16 protein-coding genes are annotated in these 22,077 nt (G+C 65.5%); 9 read left to right on the top strand and 7 right to left on the bottom strand.

What is annotated here, in order from left to right:
- Positions 1 to 152: 152 nt before the first annotated feature.
- The 3 genes from fdhA to fdhD all read left to right on the top strand — a co-directional run bounded on the left by fdhA (position 153) and on the right by fdhD (position 3,520).
- Complete coding sequence (gene fdhA, locus CXY83_RS02210; protein WP_104195786.1) at positions 153 to 1,370, top strand: formaldehyde dehydrogenase, glutathione-independent; 1,218 nt, start codon at positions 153 to 155, stop codon at positions 1,368 to 1,370.
- 232 nt (positions 1,371 to 1,602) lie between these two features.
- Positions 1,603 to 2,619, top strand: coding sequence for a GTP 3',8-cyclase MoaA (gene moaA / locus CXY83_RS02215; RefSeq protein WP_233200530.1), 1,017 nt, complete (start codon positions 1,603 to 1,605; stop codon positions 2,617 to 2,619).
- A gap of 49 nt (positions 2,620 to 2,668) precedes the next feature.
- Entirely contained in the window at positions 2,669 to 3,520 is an 852-nt protein-coding gene (gene fdhD, locus CXY83_RS02220) for a formate dehydrogenase accessory sulfurtransferase FdhD (RefSeq protein WP_104195788.1), read from the top strand.
- A gap of 143 nt (positions 3,521 to 3,663) precedes the next feature.
- Here fdhD and CXY83_RS02225 read toward each other — a convergent pair whose 3' ends face one another.
- Entirely contained in the window at positions 3,664 to 5,964 is a 2,301-nt protein-coding gene (locus CXY83_RS02225) for an FdhF/YdeP family oxidoreductase (RefSeq protein ID WP_104195789.1), read from the bottom strand.
- A gap of 208 nt (positions 5,965 to 6,172) precedes the next feature.
- Here CXY83_RS02225 and CXY83_RS02230 point away from each other — a divergent pair, with 208 nt between their 5' ends.
- From CXY83_RS02230 to CXY83_RS02240, 3 genes are all read left to right on the top strand, one after another.
- Entirely contained in the window at positions 6,173 to 7,567 is a 1,395-nt protein-coding gene (locus tag CXY83_RS02230) for an OFA family MFS transporter (protein WP_104195823.1), read from the top strand.
- Positions 7,568 to 7,966: 399 nt separating this feature from the next.
- Positions 7,967 to 10,315, top strand: coding sequence for a glycosyltransferase (locus tag CXY83_RS02235; protein ID WP_104195790.1), 2,349 nt, complete (start codon positions 7,967 to 7,969; stop codon positions 10,313 to 10,315).
- The gene (locus CXY83_RS02240; protein ID WP_104195791.1) at positions 10,312 to 11,649 is read left to right on the top strand and encodes a nucleotide disphospho-sugar-binding domain-containing protein; all 1,338 of its coding nucleotides are present in this window, start codon (positions 10,312 to 10,314) and stop codon (positions 11,647 to 11,649) included. The genes CXY83_RS02235 and CXY83_RS02240 overlap by 4 nt, the downstream gene beginning before the upstream one ends.
- A gap of 12 nt (positions 11,650 to 11,661) precedes the next feature.
- Here the strand turns inward: CXY83_RS02240 and CXY83_RS02245 are convergent, their stop codons facing one another.
- The 4 genes from CXY83_RS02245 to CXY83_RS02260 form a co-directional block, all read right to left on the bottom strand.
- Positions 11,662 to 12,330, bottom strand: coding sequence for an NTP transferase domain-containing protein (locus tag CXY83_RS02245; protein ID WP_104195792.1), 669 nt, complete (start codon positions 12,328 to 12,330; stop codon positions 11,662 to 11,664).
- A gap of 48 nt (positions 12,331 to 12,378) precedes the next feature.
- Positions 12,379 to 13,791 carry an amidohydrolase family protein gene (locus CXY83_RS02250; RefSeq protein WP_104195793.1) on the bottom strand — a complete coding sequence of 471 codons (1,413 nt, stop codon included), beginning with the start codon at positions 13,789 to 13,791 and terminating at the stop codon, positions 12,379 to 12,381.
- Between the two features lie 129 nt (positions 13,792 to 13,920).
- Positions 13,921 to 16,737, bottom strand: coding sequence for a molybdopterin cofactor-binding domain-containing protein (locus CXY83_RS02255; protein WP_104195824.1), 2,817 nt, complete (start codon positions 16,735 to 16,737; stop codon positions 13,921 to 13,923).
- A 35-nt stretch (positions 16,738 to 16,772) separates the two neighbouring features.
- Positions 16,773 to 17,594, bottom strand: coding sequence for an FAD binding domain-containing protein (locus CXY83_RS02260; protein WP_104195794.1), 822 nt, complete (start codon positions 17,592 to 17,594; stop codon positions 16,773 to 16,775).
- Positions 17,595 to 17,858: 264 nt separating this feature from the next.
- On the opposite strand from CXY83_RS02260, the gene CXY83_RS02265 reads away from it, so the two are divergent.
- Positions 17,859 to 19,352 carry an NAD(P)/FAD-dependent oxidoreductase gene (locus CXY83_RS02265; protein ID WP_233200528.1) on the top strand — a complete coding sequence of 498 codons (1,494 nt, stop codon included), beginning with the start codon at positions 17,859 to 17,861 and terminating at the stop codon, positions 19,350 to 19,352.
- Here the strand turns inward: CXY83_RS02265 and CXY83_RS02270 are convergent.
- Complete coding sequence (locus CXY83_RS02270; protein WP_233200529.1) at positions 19,334 to 19,870, bottom strand: DUF2017 family protein; 537 nt, start codon at positions 19,868 to 19,870, stop codon at positions 19,334 to 19,336. The two genes, CXY83_RS02265 and CXY83_RS02270, sit on opposite strands and share 19 nt — an antisense overlap.
- Positions 19,867 to 20,151, bottom strand: coding sequence for an ATP-dependent Clp protease adapter ClpS (gene clpS / locus CXY83_RS02275; protein WP_104195795.1), 285 nt, complete (start codon positions 20,149 to 20,151; stop codon positions 19,867 to 19,869). Before clpS ends, CXY83_RS02270 begins: the two co-directional genes overlap by 4 nt.
- Positions 20,152 to 20,247: 96 nt before the next feature.
- Here clpS and CXY83_RS02280 point away from each other — a divergent pair, with 96 nt between their 5' ends.
- Together CXY83_RS02280 and sufU are read left to right on the top strand one after the other, a co-directional pair.
- Positions 20,248 to 21,588 carry a SufS family cysteine desulfurase gene (locus CXY83_RS02280; RefSeq protein ID WP_104195796.1) on the top strand — a complete coding sequence of 447 codons (1,341 nt, stop codon included), beginning with the start codon at positions 20,248 to 20,250 and terminating at the stop codon, positions 21,586 to 21,588.
- Positions 21,585 to 22,064 carry a Fe-S cluster assembly sulfur transfer protein SufU gene (sufU, locus tag CXY83_RS02285; RefSeq protein WP_104195797.1) on the top strand — a complete coding sequence of 160 codons (480 nt, stop codon included), beginning with the start codon at positions 21,585 to 21,587 and terminating at the stop codon, positions 22,062 to 22,064. Before CXY83_RS02280 ends, sufU begins: the two co-directional genes overlap by 4 nt.
- Positions 22,065 to 22,077: the final 13 nt, after the last annotated feature.

Genomic DNA, 22,077 nt, shown 5'->3' on the forward strand with positions numbered 1-22,077 from the left:
CCAGAACGGGGGCCACGAACTGGGAGTTTGCTGATTGTAATTTCTGAGATTCGTGGTGAAGTAAAGGGGCTGCTGTCAGAAATGGCAGCGCTCACCCAGTGTGGAGAAGGTCGTCTGGCCTGCTCCGCGAAGAAAAACGAGGAAGGTAATTCATGACGGGGAACAGAGCAGTTGCCTACAAAAGTGCTGGAGTCGTCGAGGTCATTGACATCGACTACCCCACGTTCGAACTCAAAGATGGACCGGGGGTCAACCCGGCCAACATCGGCCGGAAGGTGCCGCACGGCGTCATTCTCAGAACAGTAACCACCAATATTTGCGGCTCCGATCAGCACATGGTGCGTGGCCGCACGACCGCACCGGCGAACCTGGTGCTGGGTCACGAAATCACCGGTGAAGTGGTCGAAACTGGTCCCGACGTCGAATTCATCAAGGTCGGCGACATCGTGTCGGTACCGTTCAACATCAGCTGTGGTCGCTGTCGCAACTGCAAGGAACGCAAGACCGGCATCTGCCTCAACGTCAACCCGGACCGTCCGGGTAGTGCATACGGCTACGTCGACATGGGCGGTTGGGTGGGAGGCCAGGCCGAGTACGTGCTGGTTCCCTACGCCGACTGGAACCTGCTGAAGTTTCCCGATCGGGACCAGGCGCTCGAGAAGATCATGGACCTCACCATGCTGTCCGACATCTTCCCGACCGGATTCCACGGCGCCTACACTGCCGGTGCCGGTATCGGATCGACCGTCTACGTGGCCGGTGCCGGCCCGGTGGGCCTCGCGGCCGCCGTCTCGGCGCAGCTGCTGGGCGCGGCCGTCGTCATCGTCGGTGACATGAACGCGGAGCGACTCGCGCAGGCCCGCAGCTTCGGCTGCGAGACCATCGATCTCAGCAAAGGCGAGCCGGGGGAGCAGATCGAACAGATCCTCGGTGTGCCAGAGGTTGACGCCGGCGTCGACGCGGTGGGCTTTGAAGCGCGTGGCCACGGTAAGGACGCTGACCACGAGGCTCCGGCCACCGTGCTCAACTCACTCATGACGGTTACAGCGGCCGGTGGTGCCCTCGGCATCCCGGGCCTCTACGTCACGGGTGACCCGGGGGCCAAGGAGAAGGCAGCCCAGGTGGGCTCGCTGTCGATTCGTTTGGGACTCGGCTGGGCCAAATCGCTGTCGTTCACCACCGGCCAGTGCCCGGTGATGAAGTACAACCGCCAGCTGATGATGGCGATCCTGTACGACAAGGTACACATCGCCAAGGCCGTCAACGCCCAGGCGATCAGCCTCGAAGATGCCCCGCGTGGCTATGCCGAATTCGACGCCGGCGCGGCGACGAAGTACGTGCTGAACCCCAATGGCTACGTCAAGGGTTAGCAGCAGGTAAGCGGATGGCCCGCCCGGGGATTCTCCCGGGCGGGCCATCCCTGTTTCGGAATTGATCAGCATCCGCTCAGAACTGGTGTTCTGGGCATCCCCGTGCGGGGCGCGGGGTTAGGCTGGAACTATGACCGGCGCCGACTTTGCACAATCAGCTCCGCGCTTCTATCGAGAACGCGCGGACATTCCGTTGAACCTCGAAACGCCCACAGGGACCGTGACCGACCGGATGAACCGGCCGTTGCATGACCTGCGCCTGAGCGTGACCGACCGCTGTAACTTTCGCTGTGTGTACTGCATGCCCAAAGAGATTTTTGGTCGCGACTTCGCGTTCATGGAGCACGACGAACTCCTCAGCTTCGAGGAGCTGACCCGGCTCGCGCGTATAGCCGTCGCCCACGGCGTTGAGAAGATCCGACTGACCGGCGGAGAGCCGCTGCTGCGTAAGGGGCTCGAAGATCTCATCTCCCAGCTAGCCGAGCTGCGCACTCCCGACGGCCGTGAGATTGACATCGCGCTCACCACGAACGGGTCGGCGCTCGCTGTCAAGGCGCAGGCGCTCAAGGACGCCGGACTGAAACGAGTCACCGTGTCGCTCGACTCGCTCGACGACACGACTTTTCGCACCATGAACGACGTGAAATTTCCCGTTGCGAAGGTACTGCACGGCATCGACGTGGCCGAGGCGGTCGGGCTCGGCCCGATCAAGGTCAACATGGTGGTGCAGCGCGGCAAGAACGATCAGGACATCGTGGCCATGGCCCGCCACTTCAAGGACACCCCCTACATTTTACGGTTTATTGAATTCATGGATGTCGGCACCAGCAACGGCTGGGAGATGGGCGCGGTCGTGCCGTCGAAGGACGTCATCGCGCGCATCCATGCCGAGCTGCCGCTCGAAGAGATCGCCCCGAACTATAGCGGTGAAACCTCAAGGCGTTGGCGCTACCAGGACGGCGGCGGCGAGATCGGCGTCATCTCGAGCGTGACCCAGTCGTTCTGCCAGTCCTGCTCCCGCGCCCGCGTCTCCACCGACGGCAAACTGTTCACCTGTTTGTTTGCCACCGAGGGCCACGATCTGCGGGCACTCATGCGCGGCGGCTGCTCCGACGCCGAACTGTCCACCGTCATGGCACACCTCTGGCGGGAGCGCACTGACCGCTATTCGCAGCTGCGCAGCGCAAAGACCAGTGAGTTACGGGCATCCGGTGCCAAGAAAATCGAAATGTCCTACATCGGCGGTTAATCAATAGCGCTGGAGTGCGGTAACAGCACCAGCGTGGGAGACTTTAAGAATGAGCAGAATTACCGCGCGACGCAAAATTACCCGAATCACCGTCGGTGCCCAGCCTCTGGCTGGCGAAGACCTGTTGGCGGTTGAAGAACCCCTGGAAATTCGAGTGAACGGCCGCCGCCTCGCCGTCACGATGCGTACCCCGGGCAACGATATCGACCTTGCGGCTGGGTTTCTGGTCTCGGAGGGCGTCATCACACGGGGTGACGATTTCAATTCGGCCCGCTACTGCGCCGGGGCGATCGACGGAGTCAACACCTATAACGTGCTCGACGTCACCCTGGGTGCCGGCGTCGCGCCACCGGCACCCAGCCTGGAGCGCTCCCTCATCACCAACAGCTCCTGTGGCCTGTGCGGCAAGGAGAGTATCGATGCCGTGCGCACCAAATCAGTCTTCGAGATAGCGGATGACGCGGTGCACGTGACTGCCGAATCGCTCACGACTTTTCCTGACAAGCTGCGCGCCGGGCAGAACGTATTCGAGAAGACCGGGGGCATCCACGCTGCCGGACTGTTCGATGCCGCCACCGGCGAACTCCTGGTGCTGCGCGAAGATGTCGGCCGGCACAACGCCGTCGACAAGGTCATCGGCTGGGCAGTGAAGGAGAACAGGCTGCCGCTGACCGGCACGGTTCTCATGGTGTCGAGCAGGGCGAGCTTCGAACTCACCCAGAAAGCCCTGATGGCGGGCATTCCGGTGCTCGCGGCAGTCTCGGCGCCGTCGTCACTCGCCGCGGAGTTCGCCGCCGAGGTCGGCATGACCCTGGTCGGTTTTCTCCGCGGCAACTCCATGGTCGTCTACGCCGGCGGCGACCGGATCATCGACGCACAGCGTGACGAGCAGGCCGCCTGACCCAGGCTAGGCGGTGACGACGGCCTGATCATCGACGCACAGCGTGACGAGCAGGCCGTCTGGCCCCGGTTAGGCGGTGACGACGACCGGATCATCGACGCACGGCGTGATGATCCGGTCGCCTGGCCCAGGCTAGGCGGCGGCTAAGCGGCGGCGCCGGCTGGAACGAAGCGCACGGTCATGGCCTTGTAACCGGGGGTGTTCGATTCACGGGCCACGAGCTCGCGGTGCATGAGCGCGTTCGCCTCCGGGAAGTACGCCGCCGCGCAGCCGCGCGGTGTCGGATAGACCACGAGGCGGAACGTGTCGGCTCGGCGCTCAACGCCCTGGAACGTGCTGATCACGTCGACCATATCGCGGTCGGCGAAGCCCAGCTCGGTCACGTCGTCTTCGTGGATGAGGATGACGCGACGACCGTTCTTGATGCCGCGGTAGCGGTCGTCAAGCCCGTAGAACGTGGTGTTGTACTGGTCGTGGCTGCGGATGGTCTGCAAGATCAAGTGGCCCTCTGGCGCCGACAAATACTCGATCGGGCTCACCGAGAACCGGGCCAGACCAATGTCGGTGGCAAAGCTGCGTGTATCGCGCGGGGGGTTGGGCAGCACGAAGCCGTTCTTGGTCTTGAGCCGAACGTTGAAATCGACGAAGCCGGGCACGACGCGGGAGATGTGGTCACGAACGACGTCGTAGTCATCCGCCATGGCCTTCCAGTCAACCGGGTGGTCGTCGCCGAGCGTGGCGTGGGCCATGCGGGCAATGATCACCGGTTCGGCGAGCAGGTGCTCCGACACCGGCTCGAGGCGTCCCTGGGTGGTGCGAACGACCGACATCGAGTCTTCCACCGAGAGCACCTGGCGGCCAGACGGATGCTTGTCATCGGTATCCGTTCGGCCGAGCGTCGGCAGGATGAGCGAGGTCAAACCGTGCACGACGTGCGAGCGGTTCGGCTTGGTGGAGACGTGCACGGTGAGACCGACGCGCTGCATGGCTTTCTCCAGCAGGTCGGTATCGGAGCAGGCCAGGGCGAAGTTGCCGCCCATGGAGACGAACACGTCGACGCGGTCATGCACGAAGGCATCCACCGTGTCGACGGAGTCGAGGCCATGCTCCCGCGGGGATACGATGCCGAACTCGGCATCGAGGGCGGCGAGCATGGGCTCCTTCGGCTTCTCCCACACACCCATGGTGCGGTCGCCCTGCACGTTGGAGTGGCCGCGCACCGGGCACGCGCCGGCGCCAGGCTTGCCGAAGTTGCCCTGCAGGAGCAGCAGGTTGATGATTTCCTTGAGGGTGTTCACCGAGTGTGGCTGCTGGGTCAGTCCGAGCGCCCAGCAGATGATGGTGGCTTTGCTCGCGATGAGCAGCTGCGCCACGGTCTCGATTGCGGCACGGTCCAGGCCGGTGGCCTTCTTCGTCTCGTCCCAGTCGATCACCGATCGGGCTGCCCGATAGGCCTCGATTCCGTCGGTGTTCGCGGCAACGAACTCATGATCGATGACCGACCCTGGCACGCGCGCTTCTTCTTCGAGCAGCAGGTGGCCGAGCGCCTGGAACAGGGCCAGATCGCCCCCGACCTTGATCTGCAGAAACTCATCAGCCAGGTTGGTGCCCTTGCCGACGACGCCCTTCGGGGTCTGCGGGTCCATGAAGTTGAACAGTCCGGCTTCGGGCAGCGGGTTGACGGCCACAATCTTGCCGCCGTTGTCCTTGCATTCGGCCAAAGCCGACAGCATGCGCGGGTGGTTGGTGCCCGGGTTCTGGCCGACCACCAAAATGAGTTCAGCCCGGTGGATGTCTTCGAGCGAGACCGTACCCTTGCCGATACCGATCGTGGGGTTCAGCGCTGAGCCCGACGACTCGTGGCACATATTGGAGCAGTCCGGCAGGTTATTGGTGCCGATGGACCGTGCGAACAATTGGTACATGAACGCCGACTCGTTGGCGGTGCGGCCGGACGTGTAGAAGACGGTGCGGTCGGGCACGGTGGCGCGAATCTGCTCACCGATGAGCTCGAATGCATCATCCCAGGAGATCTGCGAGTAGTGCGTGTCGCCCGGGCGAATGACGACGGGGTGCGTAATGCGGCCCTGGTTTCCGAGCCAATACTCCGTTTTCGTAGCCAGCTCGGCGATGGAATGCTCTGCCCAGAACTCGGGCGTCACCGTGCGCAGCGTGCTCTCTTCAGCGACGGCCTTCGCGCCGTTTTCGCAGAACTCCGCGGTCTTGCGATGTCCCTGAGATTCCGGCCACGCGCATCCGGGGCAGTCGGTGCCGTCGCGCTGATTCAGGCGCAGCAGTGACCGCGCGGTGCGCATGACACCAGCCTGGGCGATACCTCGATCGAGCGCCACCACTACGGCTCCGACACCCGCCGCGTGGGTCTTGGGGGCGGTGACAACGAGATTATCTTCGTTGATGTCTTCGATGGGAGCTGAACGTGTCATGTACCTATCCTGCCTTGCCGCAAAGGGGAATTCCCCCGAAATATGAAATGGGTATGATTTTGGGGACGAAATTTGCACGGTGAATCGTCTAGGATAATCTCCGCAGACTATTCAATCTATCCGTTTGCGGAGTACGTCCACGGCCATCGTGGACAGCCGAAACGCACAGCAGAGTCGCTATCGCCATACCGGCAGCAAGGACATCTCCATGAGCTGGCTCGACCGAGACCGCACCATCGCCCCACCTGGATTCAACCGTTGGCTGATTCCGCCCGCCGCACTGGCCGTACACCTCTGTATCGGCCAGGCCTACGCCACGAGTGTGTACAAGACGGCACTCGTGGCGCACTTCGACGCCAGCCTGGTGCAGGTCGGGGTGATCTTCTCGATCGCTATCGTGATGCTCGGCCTGTCGGCGGCCATCATGGGTACCTGGGTAGACACCAACGGGCCGCGCAAGGCCATGTTCGTCGCGGCTCTGTTCTGGTCGGGCGGATTCCTCATCGGTTCGCTCGGAATCTTTTCGAACCAGCTGTGGCTGGTCTACGTCGGCTACGGCTTCATCGGCGGCATCGGGCTCGGCATCGGCTACATATCGCCCGTTTCGACGCTCATCAAGTGGTTCCCGGACCGCCCGGGACTCGCCACCGGCATGGCCATCATGGGCTTTGGAGGCGGCGCCCTCATCGCCAGCCCGGTGTCGACGGCGCTACTCGGCATCTATGACCCCAACTCCGGGGCAGCGAACTGGGTGGCGAGCGGCGATTCCGTGGGCAAGCTTTTTCTCACCCTCGCGGTGATCTATCTCGCCTACATGATGTTCGGCGCTTTCACGATCAAGGTTCCAGCTGCTGATTGGGTACCGGCCGGATTCGATGCGTCCAAGGTACGGGTCAAGGCCCTCGTCACGAGCAACCATGTTTCAGCCAAGAACGCCATTCGAACGCGTCAATTCTGGCTACTCTGGGTCGTCTTGTTCTGCAACGTCACGGCCGGTATCGGCATTCTCGAGCAGGCCGCACCGATGATCCAGGACTTCTTCCGGCAGAGCGACGGCAACTCGTTGGTCTCGGCGGCCGTTGCCGGAGGTTTTGTGGGCCTGTTGTCGCTCGCTAACATGGGCGGACGATTCGCCTGGTCGGCTACGTCGGACAAGACCGGACGCAAGAACATCTACATGGTCTACCTCGGCGTTGGCACGGTGTTGTACGTGCTGCTGGCCCTCGTCGGGTCAAGCACGACAGCGCTGTACGTTGTTCTGGCCTTCATCATCATTTCGTTTTACGGTGGCGGTTTCGCTACCGCTCCGGCCTACCTGCGGGACCTGTTCGGAACCTTTCAGGTGGGGGCCATCCATGGCCGGCTGCTGACGGCCTGGTCGGCGGCCGGTATTGCCGGTCCGCTCATCGTGAACTCGTTCCTGGATGCTCAGGGAGCTCCGGGTGCGTTGACGGCAGCGGCCTATCAGCCGGCCCTGCTCACCATGGTCGGGCTGCTCGTTGTCGGTTTTGTGGCGAACCTGTTCGTGCGACCGGTTCACACCGACTTTCACGAACCCGAAAAGCCGCTCGTCGGTGCACAAGCAAAGAAGGCGCACGCATGAAGGTCCTAAAAGTCATCCTGGCCTGGGCGCTGGTGGGAATCCCGCTGGCCTTCGGTATTTCTCAGACACTCGCGAAGGTAACAGCGCTGTTCGGATAAACCCGACATTTGCAGACCTAAACACATAGAGCCACGCCCCACTCACTGGGGCGTGGCTCTTTTTTGCGTATCGAGCGCTCGGCGCCGATTAGGGCACTCTGTCAGCCCGGCTGCTCTCATTCATGCAATGATGGCGAGTGGGGAAGTTGCTAGCCTAGCTAGCTAAACCTGATTCGTGCGCTTTCGTGTTCGGGCTCCTCAACATTTCTCGAACCGGAAGTACCGAAATTCACCATGTTCACTCGTGGCAACCCCGAATCGCCACGATTGATCCGCGGAGTTTCACGAAAAGGAGCAGCCGATGGCTACCCACACCGCACTCGACGATCAACGATCCGCCGCAACGCTGCTCGAGGGAATTCGACGCGCCGATGACCTCACCGTGGCAGCCAGCCGCGATGGGGGCGCCCGCGCTGTGCGACTGCTCGCCCAGGCCGCGACCGATTTGAGCGACCAGCTCACCGCTATCGCTGCTGTTCACGCCCTCGCCCAGGTCTTCGACGACTCCGCCGATGAGGTGCTGGTGGCCCTCCTGTACCACGACTCCGCCTTTCTGCGCGAGCATGCCGCCTGGGCGTTTGGCGCCCGGCTGCCGCGCTATGACGCTATCGCCGGCCTGGTCACCCTGGTTCGGCAGGGTGGCTTTTCCGGTATGCTCGCTCAGCGCACCCTGGAACAGTGGGGTTCTTCGGCTGCGGACCAGGTGGCCCTGCTGCTGGAGGGTTCGCTGCTCGGCATCTCCGAAACGGATGCCCGCGCCCGCCTCATCGAGACCATCGGCCTGATTCCCGGCCGCGTTCCCGAACGCCTGCTGCGTCGGGTGGCTACCGACAGCGCCGAGAGCCTGGATGCTCGTACCGCCGCAATTGCCGGCCTCGGCGATCGTTCCCCGAGCGAAGCCGTGCTCGGGTTGCTCAGCGGTCTCACGCAAGACAACGCAGCTTCCGGCGACGAGATCGAACTCGCAGCCGTAGCCCGGCTGGCTCTGTTCGATCTCACGGCGACGAACACGCCGCGGCCGAAATGGAACCGGGGTACCACGATCGCCCAGCTGTTCCTCCACGCCGACATCGACGGTGAACTCTCCACGGTGGGCGTCGGCGACAACGGCGGCATCGCGACCCTGCTGGTACGGCTCGGTGACGCCCTCGTTGCCCGGCCAACCGTCCGGCCGGGCGGCGAAACGCAGAGCGCCGCCGCATCCGCTCTTCGTGCGCCTTTCGTCGGCAGCCGTTTCAGCGCTGGCCGCGCGAAAGAAACGGAATCGGTAGAACGGGTCATCACCATGTCGCGTGGCACGCACGAGTCGGCGCTGAGCGGCCTGGCCAATATCGGGAAGACCCGGCGTGGGCACTCATTCGCGGCGATTCCATTCGTTGGCGGCGCAGTCCCCTCGATCGATGCGTGGCCTCGACGGGTTGCCGCGCAGCGCGGCATTCGGCGCATCCTCCGCTCGGCCGGTGTGGTCGATGCGATTCACCTGCGCATGGCCGACGTCGGCAGCCTCGCCGCTGCAACGGTGGCGCGGGACCTGGACATTCCGGTCGTCTTCACCGTCGCGCCAGACCCGCACGGCGTGATCGACTCCCTCGACGCGAGTGGCGCGCTGACCCGGGCCAACTTCGGCACCGTCGATGCCGTCGAGCACTTCTGGTTTCGGGCTCGCCTCGTGCAGCGGCTCGCGGCGGATGCCGCTCACACCGTGCTGTTTCCGCGACCGCGACTGCAACAAGATATGGAACGCCTGACGGGAATCGACATTGACGCGCACCCGGAACGGCACTCGGTCATTCCCGAGGGAATCGATCTCGCGGTGATCGACCGCTCCCGCACGGATGCTCTCGGGTCTCTCGGACTGACCGGCGGAAGTCTGCTGGTTTCTGCCGATGCGCATACCCGAGCAGCGGCGGAACCCGCGGCGGTGGCCTTCACCCAGCTCGACAACCTGCTCGGGACGCTTCCGACCGCTCGGCGAGGCCTGCCAGTGCTGATCAGCGTCGGTCGGCTGCACCGCGTGAAGGGTATGGCCAGCCTGGTCGAGGCGTGGAACGCTGACGCCGAACTGCGAGCTCGCTGCAACCTGCTGATTGTGGGAGGCGACCTCGAGCATCCGTCGTGTGATGAAGGCATCGAGTTGCGGCGCATGACCCACATCTTGCCCGGCGGCGACCTGGCCGGTGGCGCCCTGGCCGATCTGGCTGCCCGGGGCCTGCTGCTGGCCGGTCATCGCCCCAATGACACCGTCGCTCGGTGGCTGGCCGCCGTACGCTACGGCCGCCCGGGCCTGGCGGCACCGTTCGGGGTATACGTCTGCGCGAGTATGAAAGAGGAATTCGGAATCGCTCTACTCGAGGCGATGGCCACCGGACTCACGGTGGTCGCGCCGAATGGAGGCGGACCGGCCACGTACATCGAGCACGGAGTGACGGGCATTCTTGTCGACACCGGTGACGGCGCCGCTCTCGCTCGCTCCATTGCGAAGGCCCTGGACCTCGCTGGCGGCGCGCAGGGTGGCGCCAATGCGGCACGGGCCCGCAGCATGGTCGCGAACAAGTTCACGATCGAAGCAATGGCGTCGGCACTCGGTGAGGTTTACCGCGGCGTCGCCGTGGCGACCGAGCCGGTCGCCTGGGAACTGAGCGTTTCGTGACCCTGCTGATCATCAGCCCGGACTACGCCTCGCACCTATACCCACTCGCAACGCTCGGTGTTGCGTGGGCGCAGGCCGGCGAACGCGTCGTGGTTGCGAGCGGGCCGGCCACGGCCGATATCGTGACCGAGTTCGGGTTCGAACGGGAGCATCTCCAACTGGGCCGCGGCTCCAACCCCGGCACGATCCGGGCCGAGCAGCAGCCCGCTGGCGAAGACGACGCCCTGCGGGGTTTTTTCAACGCGACCCGCCGGGGAATGGTCGACACTCTGCGATTTCAGGCTGAGGCGCGCAGCAGCGATCTGCTCTACAACCCGGTCGTCATCGCGCGCGAGGTGCAGCGCATCGTCGCCCGGGTGCAGCCAGACCAGGTCATCGTCGACCACCTGGCCTTCAGCGCACGGCTGGGCTTACTCAGTGCCGGCGTCGCGCACGCGGATGTCGTACTGGGGCATCCGTCTGCACTGCCCGTGGCCGCCGAGGTCTACGGTTACCCGCCGGCCTGGCCCGCCGTGTTCTCGCCAGCAGCCTCGGAACTGGCCCTGCTCCACGGGCAGTGCGCGGCCGTGCGCGACACCTTCACGGCCCAGTGGAACAACGCCCTGCGCGAGCTCGACCCGCATGCCGAGCCAAGCCGGGACGCCTTTCAGGAATCGGGCGACGTGCTACTGCTCAACTACCCGGGCGAATTGCACGCACCGGCGCGAACGAGGCAGCTGCCGCCCCACGTGTTTCTCGGGTCTGCCGTGCGCTCCGAGTCCGTCGACCCCGAGGTCGAGGCCTGGCTGGCAGCCGATTCGCTGCCCGTTGTCTACGTCAGTTTCGGAAGTTTTCTCTCGGTGCGTGGTGACGTGCTCACCCGCGTCGTCGCCGCCCTCGACGGCCTTCCGGTGCGGGTCGCCATCGCCGCCGGGGCGACCGACCCCACCGAGTTGGGGGCCTTGCCAGCAGCCTGGCTGGTGCGCGCGTTCCTGCCGCAGGTGCGCCTGCTGCAACAGGCCGTGCTCGCCGTCACCCACGGCGGCAACAATTCGGTCACCGAGGCGATGACGGCCGGAGTTCCGCTCGTCGTGCTGCCGTTCTCGACCGACCAGTTCGCCGGCGCGGCCGCCCTCGATGACGCGGGCTTCGGCATCTCGTTGCCGCCCAATACCGCTACGGTTCTCGAGCTCCGGGCCGCCTGCGAGCGGATGCTGCGCCTGAGCGCTGACTCGAGTGCCGACCCGAGTGGCGCCCCGCGCGCCCGCCTCGACGCGCTCGCGCTGTCGTTGACCCGGCAATCCGGGGCCGAGCGGGCCTACGCAGCCCTCACCCGGGTGCCCGCCCGGAGTTAGGTGAGGAACCGGTCAGTTCTGCCGGTCGACGTCGACACCCGTTCCCAGGTCACCGCACTCGATGTGCTCGACCGGGTGCGTGCGCAGGTACGGGCGGGCACCGGTGTCACCGGCGAGGGTATCAAGGAGGGGCGTCCAGTGCTCCCGGCCGATGACGACGGGATGCCCCGGTCGGCCGGAAAACCGGGCCTGGCGCAGAGTGCTGGCCGAGAGAACGGTCGCGCCCGGTGCAGCCGTGGTGCCGAAATTTGTGCCAACCATTCGCTCGACCGTGGCAGCGTTCAGATCGGGCACGTCCACCGGAATGACCGCGATGGCTCTGAGATCGGGGTGTTCGATGGCGCAGCGCAGACCGGCACGCAGGGACGCGGAGAGCCCTTCGGCCCAGTCGGCGGCCTGCACGATGCGAACGGATGCCGGTGGCCGGTCCCTGCCCCAAGCTGGTGCACTGGAGGGGTCATCGTCGCCAGCGTCGATCAGGGACGCCGCCTCGGACCCGCAGGCGCCGAGCACGACGATAACGGGGGAGCATCCGGCCTCGGCCAGTACGTCGACGGCGCGCTGCAGCCAGGAGCGCCCGGCGCCGTCGCGCACGAGGGCCTTGGGCATGCCGTAGCGCGAACCGGCACCGGCGGCAAGCACCAGCCCAGCCACGCGGCTGGGCGACGGCGGAAGAAACATGACTGTCATCGTAGAGTTTTTGTGGCGGCCTGCGAAACCAAGCCCGGCCTAATCCACGCTCACGCGGCGACCCCGTACATAGACGCCGGTGATCGCGGGCTCGCGCAGGGCCAGCAGCAGTGCGAACAGGGTCTGTTCGGCCGCCAGCGCGGCGTCGTCGGCGCGCACAGCGTTCTCCAGGACGAGTGCGAGGGGTTCCCAGCAGCCCGGGTCGATCAGCAGGAAGTCCGCGTCCTTGCCGAGGTCGAAGTTACCGAACCGTTCCTCCATGTCGAGGGCGCGTGCCCCGGCGAGGGTGCCGGTGAACAACAGCGCGGCCGGATCGAGTGCCACGCCGGCATCTCCCGGCTCGGACAGGTGTACTTTGTAGCAGTCGTTGAGTACCCGTGAAACGAGCCATTCGTCGCCGCCGCCGACGTCCGTCCCGATCGCGACGTTCACTCCGAACTGGGTAGTGCGGCGCCACGGCATGGTGCCCGACCCGAGGAACGCCTGCGAGGTGGGGCAGTGCGCGATCGACGTGCCGGTGTCGGCAAGACGGGCCAGCTCACTGTCCTGGCAGTGCACGGCGTGGGCGAGAATGCTGCGGGGACCGAGCAAGCTGGAGCCGCCGCGAAGCGAGCCCGGCAGGAAGTATCCGTCATAGGTGTCGAGGTAGGTCTTCGTGCCGAACACCGAGCGCACGGCGTCGATCTCCCCGGAGCCTGGCCGATCGTTCTCGTTGAGATGGCTGTGAAAGTACACCCCGCGGCCGCGCACCGAGTCGTAGAGTTCACCGAGCCCGGCCAAGGTCGTCGGCGTCACCGACAGGCTGAATCGCGGCACGATCGCGACCTGCAGCAGCGCGGTGCGGGCGTCACCGGTATCAACAGCGTGCCAGCGGTCTATCTCGGCCATGCTGAGCTCGATCGCCGCCTGCTCGCTTGTGATGAGCGCGCGAGCGGAGTCGGTGCCGACGGTCTGGATACCGCGTCCGCTCACCAGCCGCAGGCCGGCCGCTTGCGTTTGTTCGAACAGGGCGTCCTGCGCGGGCGCAAACGCAGACCCGAACACGAGGGCGCTCGTCGTACCGACGGATGCCCGCCGCCGCGTGAAATCGCGCGCCACCTGGCGCGCGAACCCCGGGTCTTCCAGCCGTGACTCGGCCGGGAACACGCACTCATCGAGCCATTCGAGCAGCTGGCCGCCGCCGTAGGCATCCGTGGTGTAGGTCTGCGGAAAATGGATATGGGTGTCGACAAAGCCCGGCAGGATGAATCCGGTTGGGGTCACCGGCAGCTGGGCGAACGCCGTCGGCAGCTGGGCAAACGAGCCGACCCAGACAATGCTTCCATCTTCATCCGTGACGAGGGCGCCATCGGGAATCGAGACGAGGTGTTGGCGAGCCTCACCGACAGTCGGAGCGCCAGCAATGTGAAAGATATGACCGCGAAAAACTTCGTGACCCGCTGATTCGTACATATCTACGTAGAATATCCTCATTCACGGGATGCAGCGGACAATTCCTTCCGTTTCGGCGGCACTCTCCACACCGACACTCACCACACCGATGCTGCCGGCCGATGCTGCCGGCCGACGCGCAGCGCCTGCTCAGCCGTGCAACAGCCGCCAGATGCGGTCGCGCGACATCGGCAGCTCGGTCGGGCGGATGCCGATCGCGTCGCGAATCGCATTGGCCAGCGCCGGCGCGACCGGGTTGTAGGTCGATTCGCTCATCGATTTGGCACCGTAGGGCCCGAGCACGTCGTGGCTCTGCGCAAAATAGACCTCCGTGACCGGCAGATCCGCAAGCTGGGGCACGTGGTAATTACGCAGCACCCGAGTCGTCACGGCCCCGGCGCCATCGAGGACAACCTCCTCGAACAAGGCGGTGCCGAGCGCCTGGGCCACCCCGCCCTCGATCTGTCCGCGACACTGCTCGGGATTCATGACGAAGCCGGCATCCGCGGCCTGGATCGACTGCAGAATGCGCACCTCACCGGTGTCGGTGTTCACCGCCACTCGAAACGCGTGCACGTTGAAGGCCAGGGATCGCAGCGCACCGTTTTCTCGCCGCGTGGCGGTCAGGTCCACGTCGTTGGCTGCGGCCCAGAGCGCCAGCTCGTCAAGCGAGAGAAGCCCGGAGTCTGATTCCACGGCTCGGAGTCCGTCGCGCTCCAGCTGCCAGGCCACCGCTGAGTCAACCCCGGTGCATGACGCCGCGGCCTCGGCGAGCGATTCGGCCAGCGCCGACGCCGCGGCCAGAACGGCCTTGCCGGCAACGACGACACCGGCCGAGCCGAACGCACCCGAGTCGTACCCGGCGGCGTCAGTATCGGAGTGCACCAGATCGATTCGGTCGATCGTCGTGCACAGCGCCGTCGCGGCGATCTGCGCGTGCACGGTCGTGGTGCCGTTGCCGAATTCGGTCGTGCCGACCCGCACCAGGTAACGGCTACCGGGCATCAATTGAACGGATGCCTGCGAGCGGTGGCCGCGCGGCGGTGTCGTGGCGATCATCGACGACGCCATGCCGGTACCGAACCGCCACTGTGACCCGGCCGGTGGGACGACCCGATTGCCGCGCTTCAGGGCCGCTTCAGCGAGGTCGAGACACTGGTCGAGGCCATAGCTGCCGAAGACGAGGTCGGGGCCTTCTTCGTGGGTGACGACGAGCGGATCTCCGGGTTGCACCGAGTTGAGCCGCCGTAGTTCGAATGGGTCCACAGCAAGTTCGCGGGCCAGCTCGTCGAGGGCGCATTCGATTGCGAAGGTGATCTGGCCGAGACCGTAGCCGCGGAAGGCACCCGATGGAGGATTATTCGTGTAGACGCTCTGGGCATCCACTCTCTTGTTGGGCACGTTGTAGAGCGCGACGGATTCGCTCGTACCGTGAAAAATCACGCCGGGTGCGTGGTTGCCGTAGGCGCCCGTATCGGCGAGCACTCCCAGCTTCAACGCGGTGAGACGGCCGTCCCGCCCTGCTCCGAGAGTGACATCGATCGTCATCGGATGTCGTACCGGGGCGATGGTGAACTCGTCGGTGCGGGTGAACGCGTACTGCACCGGGCGGCCGGTTGCGAGCACGGCGAGGGTGACGAGGTCTTCCGTGAGTAGCTCCTGCTTGCCGCCGAAGCCGCCGCCGACTCGCGCGGTGAAGACGCGCACCCCGGCCGGGTCGAGGTTGAACAGGCGGCAGATCTCCTTCTGCACCAAAAACGGAACCTGCGAGCTCGTGCGCAATACCAGTCGGCCGTGGTCGAGCCAGCCGATCGTGGCGTGGGTCTCGAGGTGGGTGTGCGCGATGCGCTGGGTCTGCCAGCTGCCCGAGACGACGGTAGTGGCCTCGGCCAGACCGGCTTCGACGGAGCCGTATTCGCCGTGCAGCTCAGCGACGAGGTTGAGCCCGGGATCTGCCAGGCGCGAGACGACCGGATCTTTATCGCCGTGCACGAGGGGAGCCCCCGGTTGTCGGGCCAGCTTCGGATCGAACACGGCGTCCTGGAGGTCGTACTCAACGTCGATCAACCGACAGGCCGCCTCGGCGATCGCCACCGAATCGGCCACGACTGCCGCCACCCGCTGGCCGCGAAAGCGCAGGGTCTGGTCGAAGACCCGGGTGTCGTCGGGGTCGTCGAACCTGCTCTCGTGTCGCGCGGTCGAAAACAGGGTGGTGGGGGAATCGGCATGGGTGAGCACACGGTGCACGCCCGGCAGCGCGGCAGCTTTGGCGACATTCAGAAATCGGATGCGTGCGTGGGCGTGCGGACTACCCAGCACGGCCAGGTGCAGCAGGCCGGGGACGGCCACGTCGAGGGTGTAGGGCTCCAGGCCGCTCACCACGCGCTCCCCGGCGATCGCGCCGGGGGAGGTGCCGACCAGGCCGACGGCGCGCGAAGCCCCGGTGCGCCCGGTCGCCCGCACCGGTCCCAGGCTCGACGTCTCGGTGTGCTCGCGCCCCGGCGCGGTGTGGCAGGACCCGTCCAGCGGGGTGTGCTCGCCGACGATCGAATCGGAAATCGAGCGGTAGCCGGTGCACCGGCAGAGATTTCCCTTCAAGAGACGGGGCAGGTCGTCGACGCTCAGACCGGTATCCGCTTCGATGGCGGTGGCGGTGACGATCACGCCCGGGGTGCAGAAGCCGCACTGAAAGCCAGCGGAGTCGACAAAACGTTGTTGCAGGGGCGAGAGGGTGCCCGGCTGGCCGAGGCCGGCCGCCGTCGTGATGTGCTTTCCCGCGGCTCGGTACGCGGGAAAGATGCAGGAGTGCACGGGCGTGCCGTCGACCTGCACCGTGCAGGCACCGCAGTCGCCGGTATCACAGCCCGTTTTCACCTCGAAGTGTTCGTGCTCGCGCAGGAGCGTGCGCAGGCACTGACCGGGAGGCGGCGTCGCCTCGACCCGGGTGCCGTTGACCTCAAAGGTCATGGCGCCGACAGCCTCGATTTTCGCCTGTTCCAGCGTCATTGGCGGCCTCCGGCCAGTTCGAGTTCGACGCGAATCTCTTCGCCGAGCAGCAGACCCATCGCGCGTCGCCAGTCGGCGGCGCCGTGGGCATCCGTGAACCAGCAGTCGATCGCGGTGATATCACGGGCGAGAACGTGGGCGGCGGGTAGCGCCGGGTAGCGCAGCTGCACCGGTCGCAGCGTCGCTGCCGTCACCGTGAGCACGAAAGCACCGAGCGCGTCCAGTCGGCCGGCGAGCACTGCGCCCGAGCGCCCGAGCGGCGACAGGGCAATCTTGCGGTACGCCGTCTGCGCCTGCAGCGAGGCGAGCGGCACGTGAATGGAGCGCAACACATCGCCGTCGGCGAGCGCATTGGTCATGTTGCCGGTCACGAACGAACGGGCCGGCACGATGGCGTCGCTGCCGTCAGCCCGCCAGACCAGCAGTTCGGCGTCGAGGGCGACCGCGAGGGTGGTCATGGGGCCGGCCGGTAGTGAGGTGGCCAGGTTGCCGCCGACCGTCGCGACGTTCCACACCTTGAAGGAAGCGAACAGGGCCGTGCAGCACTGGTAGAACAGCGGATGCGCCGCCCAGCCCACCCGCATCGGCAGCCGGGAAAGCTCGGCGAAGGTGCATGTGGCGGCAATCTCGAGACCATCCTCGGTGATCGTGAGCGCCGGCCACCCCAGGGTCAGCAAATCGACGAGTGCCGTGAGGTGCACGCGCGGGTCGGCGAACAGCTCGGATCCGCCGGCTAGCGGTACGACGCTCGGCCCGAGCGCGATGAGGTCGCTGCGCTGCCGTGCTGCGGTGATGTGGGTCAGGGTGCTGAGGTCCATATGTCTTCCGTGGCATGTCGTGAAGCCAATTTGAGAGGCGGTGGCGCATCCGCGCAAGCGTCACTGGCACACGGTTTGACGGCCCGGGGCGAACCAGCCGTGGTAACGGGTGCCCCACCGGGTCGCGACCAGACTACCTGTGGAGGCCCGGGATTAGCAGGGAAGAGAGCACCCCCAAACAGGGGTGTCTCGGTCACTTTGGCGCAGGTTGATTCCCAGCCGACACTGTCAGTATTTCGTCGATTACGACGGTGGGAGACCGAGATGACCGCTGCCCCAACCCCCGAACACACGATGCCGTTCGAACAGCAGCATGCTGATGTGAGCGGGCTCGTTCCTGATCATTTCGATGTGGTCGTGATCGGTGCCGGCCCGGCTGGAACGGCTGCAGCCCTGCGTGCGGCGGAGCTCGGCGCATCCGTCGCCGTCTGCGAATCTGACCGCCTGGGCGGCACGTGCGTGAACACTGGATGCGTACCCACCCGCGTGCTGGCGAAAACGGCTCGGCTCATGCGAGAGATTCGCACCGCCGACGCCTATGGCATCTCAGTGACTGAACGCCCGATCGACTGGCCGGCCACGGTCGCCCGCGTACGGCAAACAGTCGACCGGGTGCGTGTGATGAAAAATGAGGCAACGCGGTTCGCTGACGCCGGTGTGGAACTCATTCTTGAGGGACGCGTCAGGTTTCTGGATGCCTCCACGCTCAGGCTGGAGTCTGGGCGCCGGGTGACGGCCGGTGCCGTACTCGTGTGCGTCGGTGGTCACTCCCGGCGGCTGCCGGTTGCCGGAGCCGAGCTCGCAACGGTACCAGAGCACGTGCTCGACCTCCCGAATGTTCCCGCTCGCCTGGCCGTGATCGGTGGCGGAAACACCGGAGCCCAACTGGTCACTGTGTTTCGTTCCTTCGGCTCGGCTGTGACCCTGCTCGATGTTGCCGGCCGCGTGCTCGCAACGTCTGACGAGTCCGTTTCGCAGGCTGTCGCCCAGGCTTTCGTCGAGCAAGGTGTCATTGTCCGACTGGGCATTGACGGTATTGACGGACTGCAACGCGCCCCTGACGGCTCGATCTCCCTTACCTGGCGTGAGAATGGACTCGAAAATACAGGCAGCTACGACGCGGTGATCATGGCAACCGGCTGGCCGGCAGATATCGGTGACCTCGGACTGGAAAATACCGGTGTGGTCACGACGAGGTCGTCCATTCCCGTCGATGCGAATTTTCGAAGTTCGATACCGCACATTTTCGCCGTTGGTGACGCCAACGGCCAAGACATGCTCGTGCAGGCCGCACAATTCGAAGGAGAGGCCGCAGCCGAGAACGCCGTGCTGGATGCCAACCGACGAACCCCGCACCACCTGCTTCCTGCGGGTGGGTTCACCGATCCGGACTACGCGGGCGTCGGCCTGACCGAGGTTGACGCCCGGAGTCGCGACGAGCTGTGTGTCGTCACGGTGGTGCCCTATTCGTTGCTGGATCGGGCGGTGATCGATGATCGACAGCGGGGATTTCTCAAGCTCATCGCCGACCGCCGCCGGGAGCAGATTCTCGGCGCCCACGCGGTCGGCGAGAACGCCGTCGAGGTCATCCAGTCCGTCACGACGGCGATGGCCGCCGGGATCGACTTGGCCACGCTGGCAAACGTGCGATTCGCCTACCCCACCTACAGCGCCGTGATCGGGCTCGCTGCCCGAGCCCTGCTGGCCGAGCAGGCCGATAGCGCGGTCACGTTGGACGGTCAGACGTCGATCGCGTAGACCAGTTCTTCCTGCAGCATGCCCAGCCATTCATAGAGTTCGCGCAGAAACGGAGTGTCCTCGGTGGCGAGGTGCACGACTCCGTCTGGGGAGATCTGCAATCGATCGGCGAGGGTCAGGCGCAGGTCGGTGAGGCTGCGCAGCCAGGCCTGCACGGCGTCGGAGTCGATACTGACCACGACCGGTTGGCGATCGCCGCTGTCGGGCGTGGCGGTATCCGGTTCGCTGGCACCCAATGAGTCCAGCACGATCTGGGCATTCAGGGCTTTGCGTTCGAGCAGGCCGGTCGCCGTAAAGCGGCGAAACTCGGCCGCCGCTTCGTCGTCATCTCGGTAGGCGTCGGGCAGCAGCCGGCCGAAGACTCCGTCGCTCGCGGCGAGCTGCGGGTCGGTGGTGCCGGAGTCGAGCATTTCGAGAAGCTGGGTGGTGGCCAGGCGTAGGAGGTCTGCTTCGATCGGTTCGAAGCGGCCGAGCAACCGGCCGTCCTGCTGCGGCATGAAGCGCCGGGGCACGCTCATTCGTCGGCCTTCGCGAGTGTCGCCCAGAGACCATAACCGTGCATGGCTTCGACGTGGCGTTCCATGGATTCGCGATTGCCGGTAGCTACGACGGCCCGGCCGGTGTTGTGAACCTGCAGCATGAGTCGTTCGGCTTGCTTGGGGGTGACACCGAAATAGCTGCGAAAAACGTAGGCGACATACGACATGAGGTTGACCGGGTCGTCCCAGACCAGGGTCACCCACGGCCGGTCGAGTGATACCTCCTCGCGCAGCTCGGTGTTTTCGGCAGTCTTGGTCATCCCTCAAGCCTCACATGCTACCGCCGGGTTTTCCACCGCTGTGTCATACTCCGCTTTGCGGTGCCCACGTTCGGGGCGAGGGAATATCCTTGGGGTATGACGTCTTTTGCCCCATCGTCCGCCAATTCCCCAGCCCATGCCGCCCAGCACCCAAAATTGGCTCCGCTGACCAACATTGACGTTGAACGCATTCGCAACGACTTTCCGGTGCTGCACCAGACGGTGAATGGGCATCCGCTCGTCTATCTCGACTCGGGAGCGACCTCGCAGAACCCGATCAGCGTGATGGAAGCCGAGCAGGAATACTACGAGCAGCGAAACGCCGCAGTGCACCGCGGAGCTCACACGCTCGCCGTCGAGGCAACGGAGGGGTTCGAAGCCGCCCGCGACAAAGTAGCCGCTTTCGTCGGCGCAGGGACCGATGAGATCGTCTGGACTTCCAACGCCACCGAGGCCATCAATCTGCTCGCCTACAGCTTCTCCAACGCCTCGCTCGGCCTCGGCGGCCCGGCCGCGCGCCGGTTCAGCCTGGGCACCGGCGACGAGATCGTGGTCACCGAGATGGAACACCACGCCAATCTCATTCCCTGGCAGCAACTGGCGCAGCGCACCGGGGCCACCCTGCGTTTCATTCCCGTGCTCGATGACGGCAGCCTCGATCTGCTGGCCGCAGCGGATATCGTCGGTCAACACACGAAGCTCCTCGCCTTCACCCATGGCTCGAACGTCACCGGAACCATCAACCCGGTCGCCGAACTCGTGGCGCTGGCTCGTAAAGTCGGGGCACTGGTCGTGCTCGACGCCTGCCAGACCGTGCCGCACCTGCCGGTCAACGTGAAAGCGCTCGATGTGGACTTCGCCGTCTTCTCCGGCCACAAGATGCTCGGCCCCACCGGCATCGGCGCGCTCTATGGCCGGGCCGAGCTGCTCGCCGACATGCCGCCATTTCTGACCGGCGGATCGATGATCACCACCGTGGACATGCACACTGCCGAGTTTCTCGCGCCGCCGCAACGCTTCGAAGCCGGTACGCAGCGCATCTCGCAGGCGATCGCGCTGGCGGCGGCCGTCGACTACCTGAGCGAAACCGGCATGGATCGGGTCGCTGCCTGGGAAGCCCAGCTGGGCCAGCGCCTGGTCGCCGGGGTTGCCGAGATCTCCGGCGTACGCCTGCTCGGCCCCGGGCTCGGCGTGGAACGGCTCGGGCTCGCCGCCGTCGATGTCGCCGGAGTACACGCCCACGATGTCGGCCAGTTTCTTGACGATGCCGGCATCGCCGTGCGGGTGGGCCATCACTGCGCCCAGCCGCTGCACCGTCGGCTCGGTGTGACCGCATCCACCCGGGCAAGCACCTACCTCTACAACACCACCGACGAGGTCGACCTGTTTCTGGCCACCCTCGCCGAAGTCGCCCCCTTCTTCGGTGTCAAGCCATGAGTGACCTGCAGCAGCTCTACCAGACGATCATTCTCGAGCACGCGAAGGCCCGCCACGGGGCGGTCGAGCTCACGCCGCTGGCCGACGCCATAGCGATCGGCACGGCGAGTGCCCTGCGGGTGGCCGAATCGCACCAGATCAACACCACCTGCGGTGACGAGGTCACCCTACGTGTCTCGATCGACGCCGAGACGGTCACCGACCTGGTCTGGACCGGTGAGGGCTGCTCGATCTCGCAGGCATCCGCTTCTATTCTCACCGACACCCTGCGCGGCCTCAGCACGATCGAGGCACGCGCCCTGCTCGACAACTTTCGCGAGATGCTGCGTTCCCGCGGCAAGATCGAGCCCGACGAGGAGATTCTCGGTGATGCCGCCGCATTCGGGGGAGTGTCGCGCTACCCGGCCCGGGTCAAGTGCGCCATGCTGCCCTGGGTCGCCTTCGAGGCTGCGCTGATCGACGCCGAGTCGCGCTAGCCGAGTCGTGCAC

Origin of the sequence: Cryobacterium sp. M15, from assembly GCF_002929675.1 — a bacterium.
GTDB classification, from domain to species: domain Bacteria; phylum Actinomycetota; class Actinomycetes; order Actinomycetales; family Microbacteriaceae; genus Cryobacterium; species Cryobacterium lyxosi.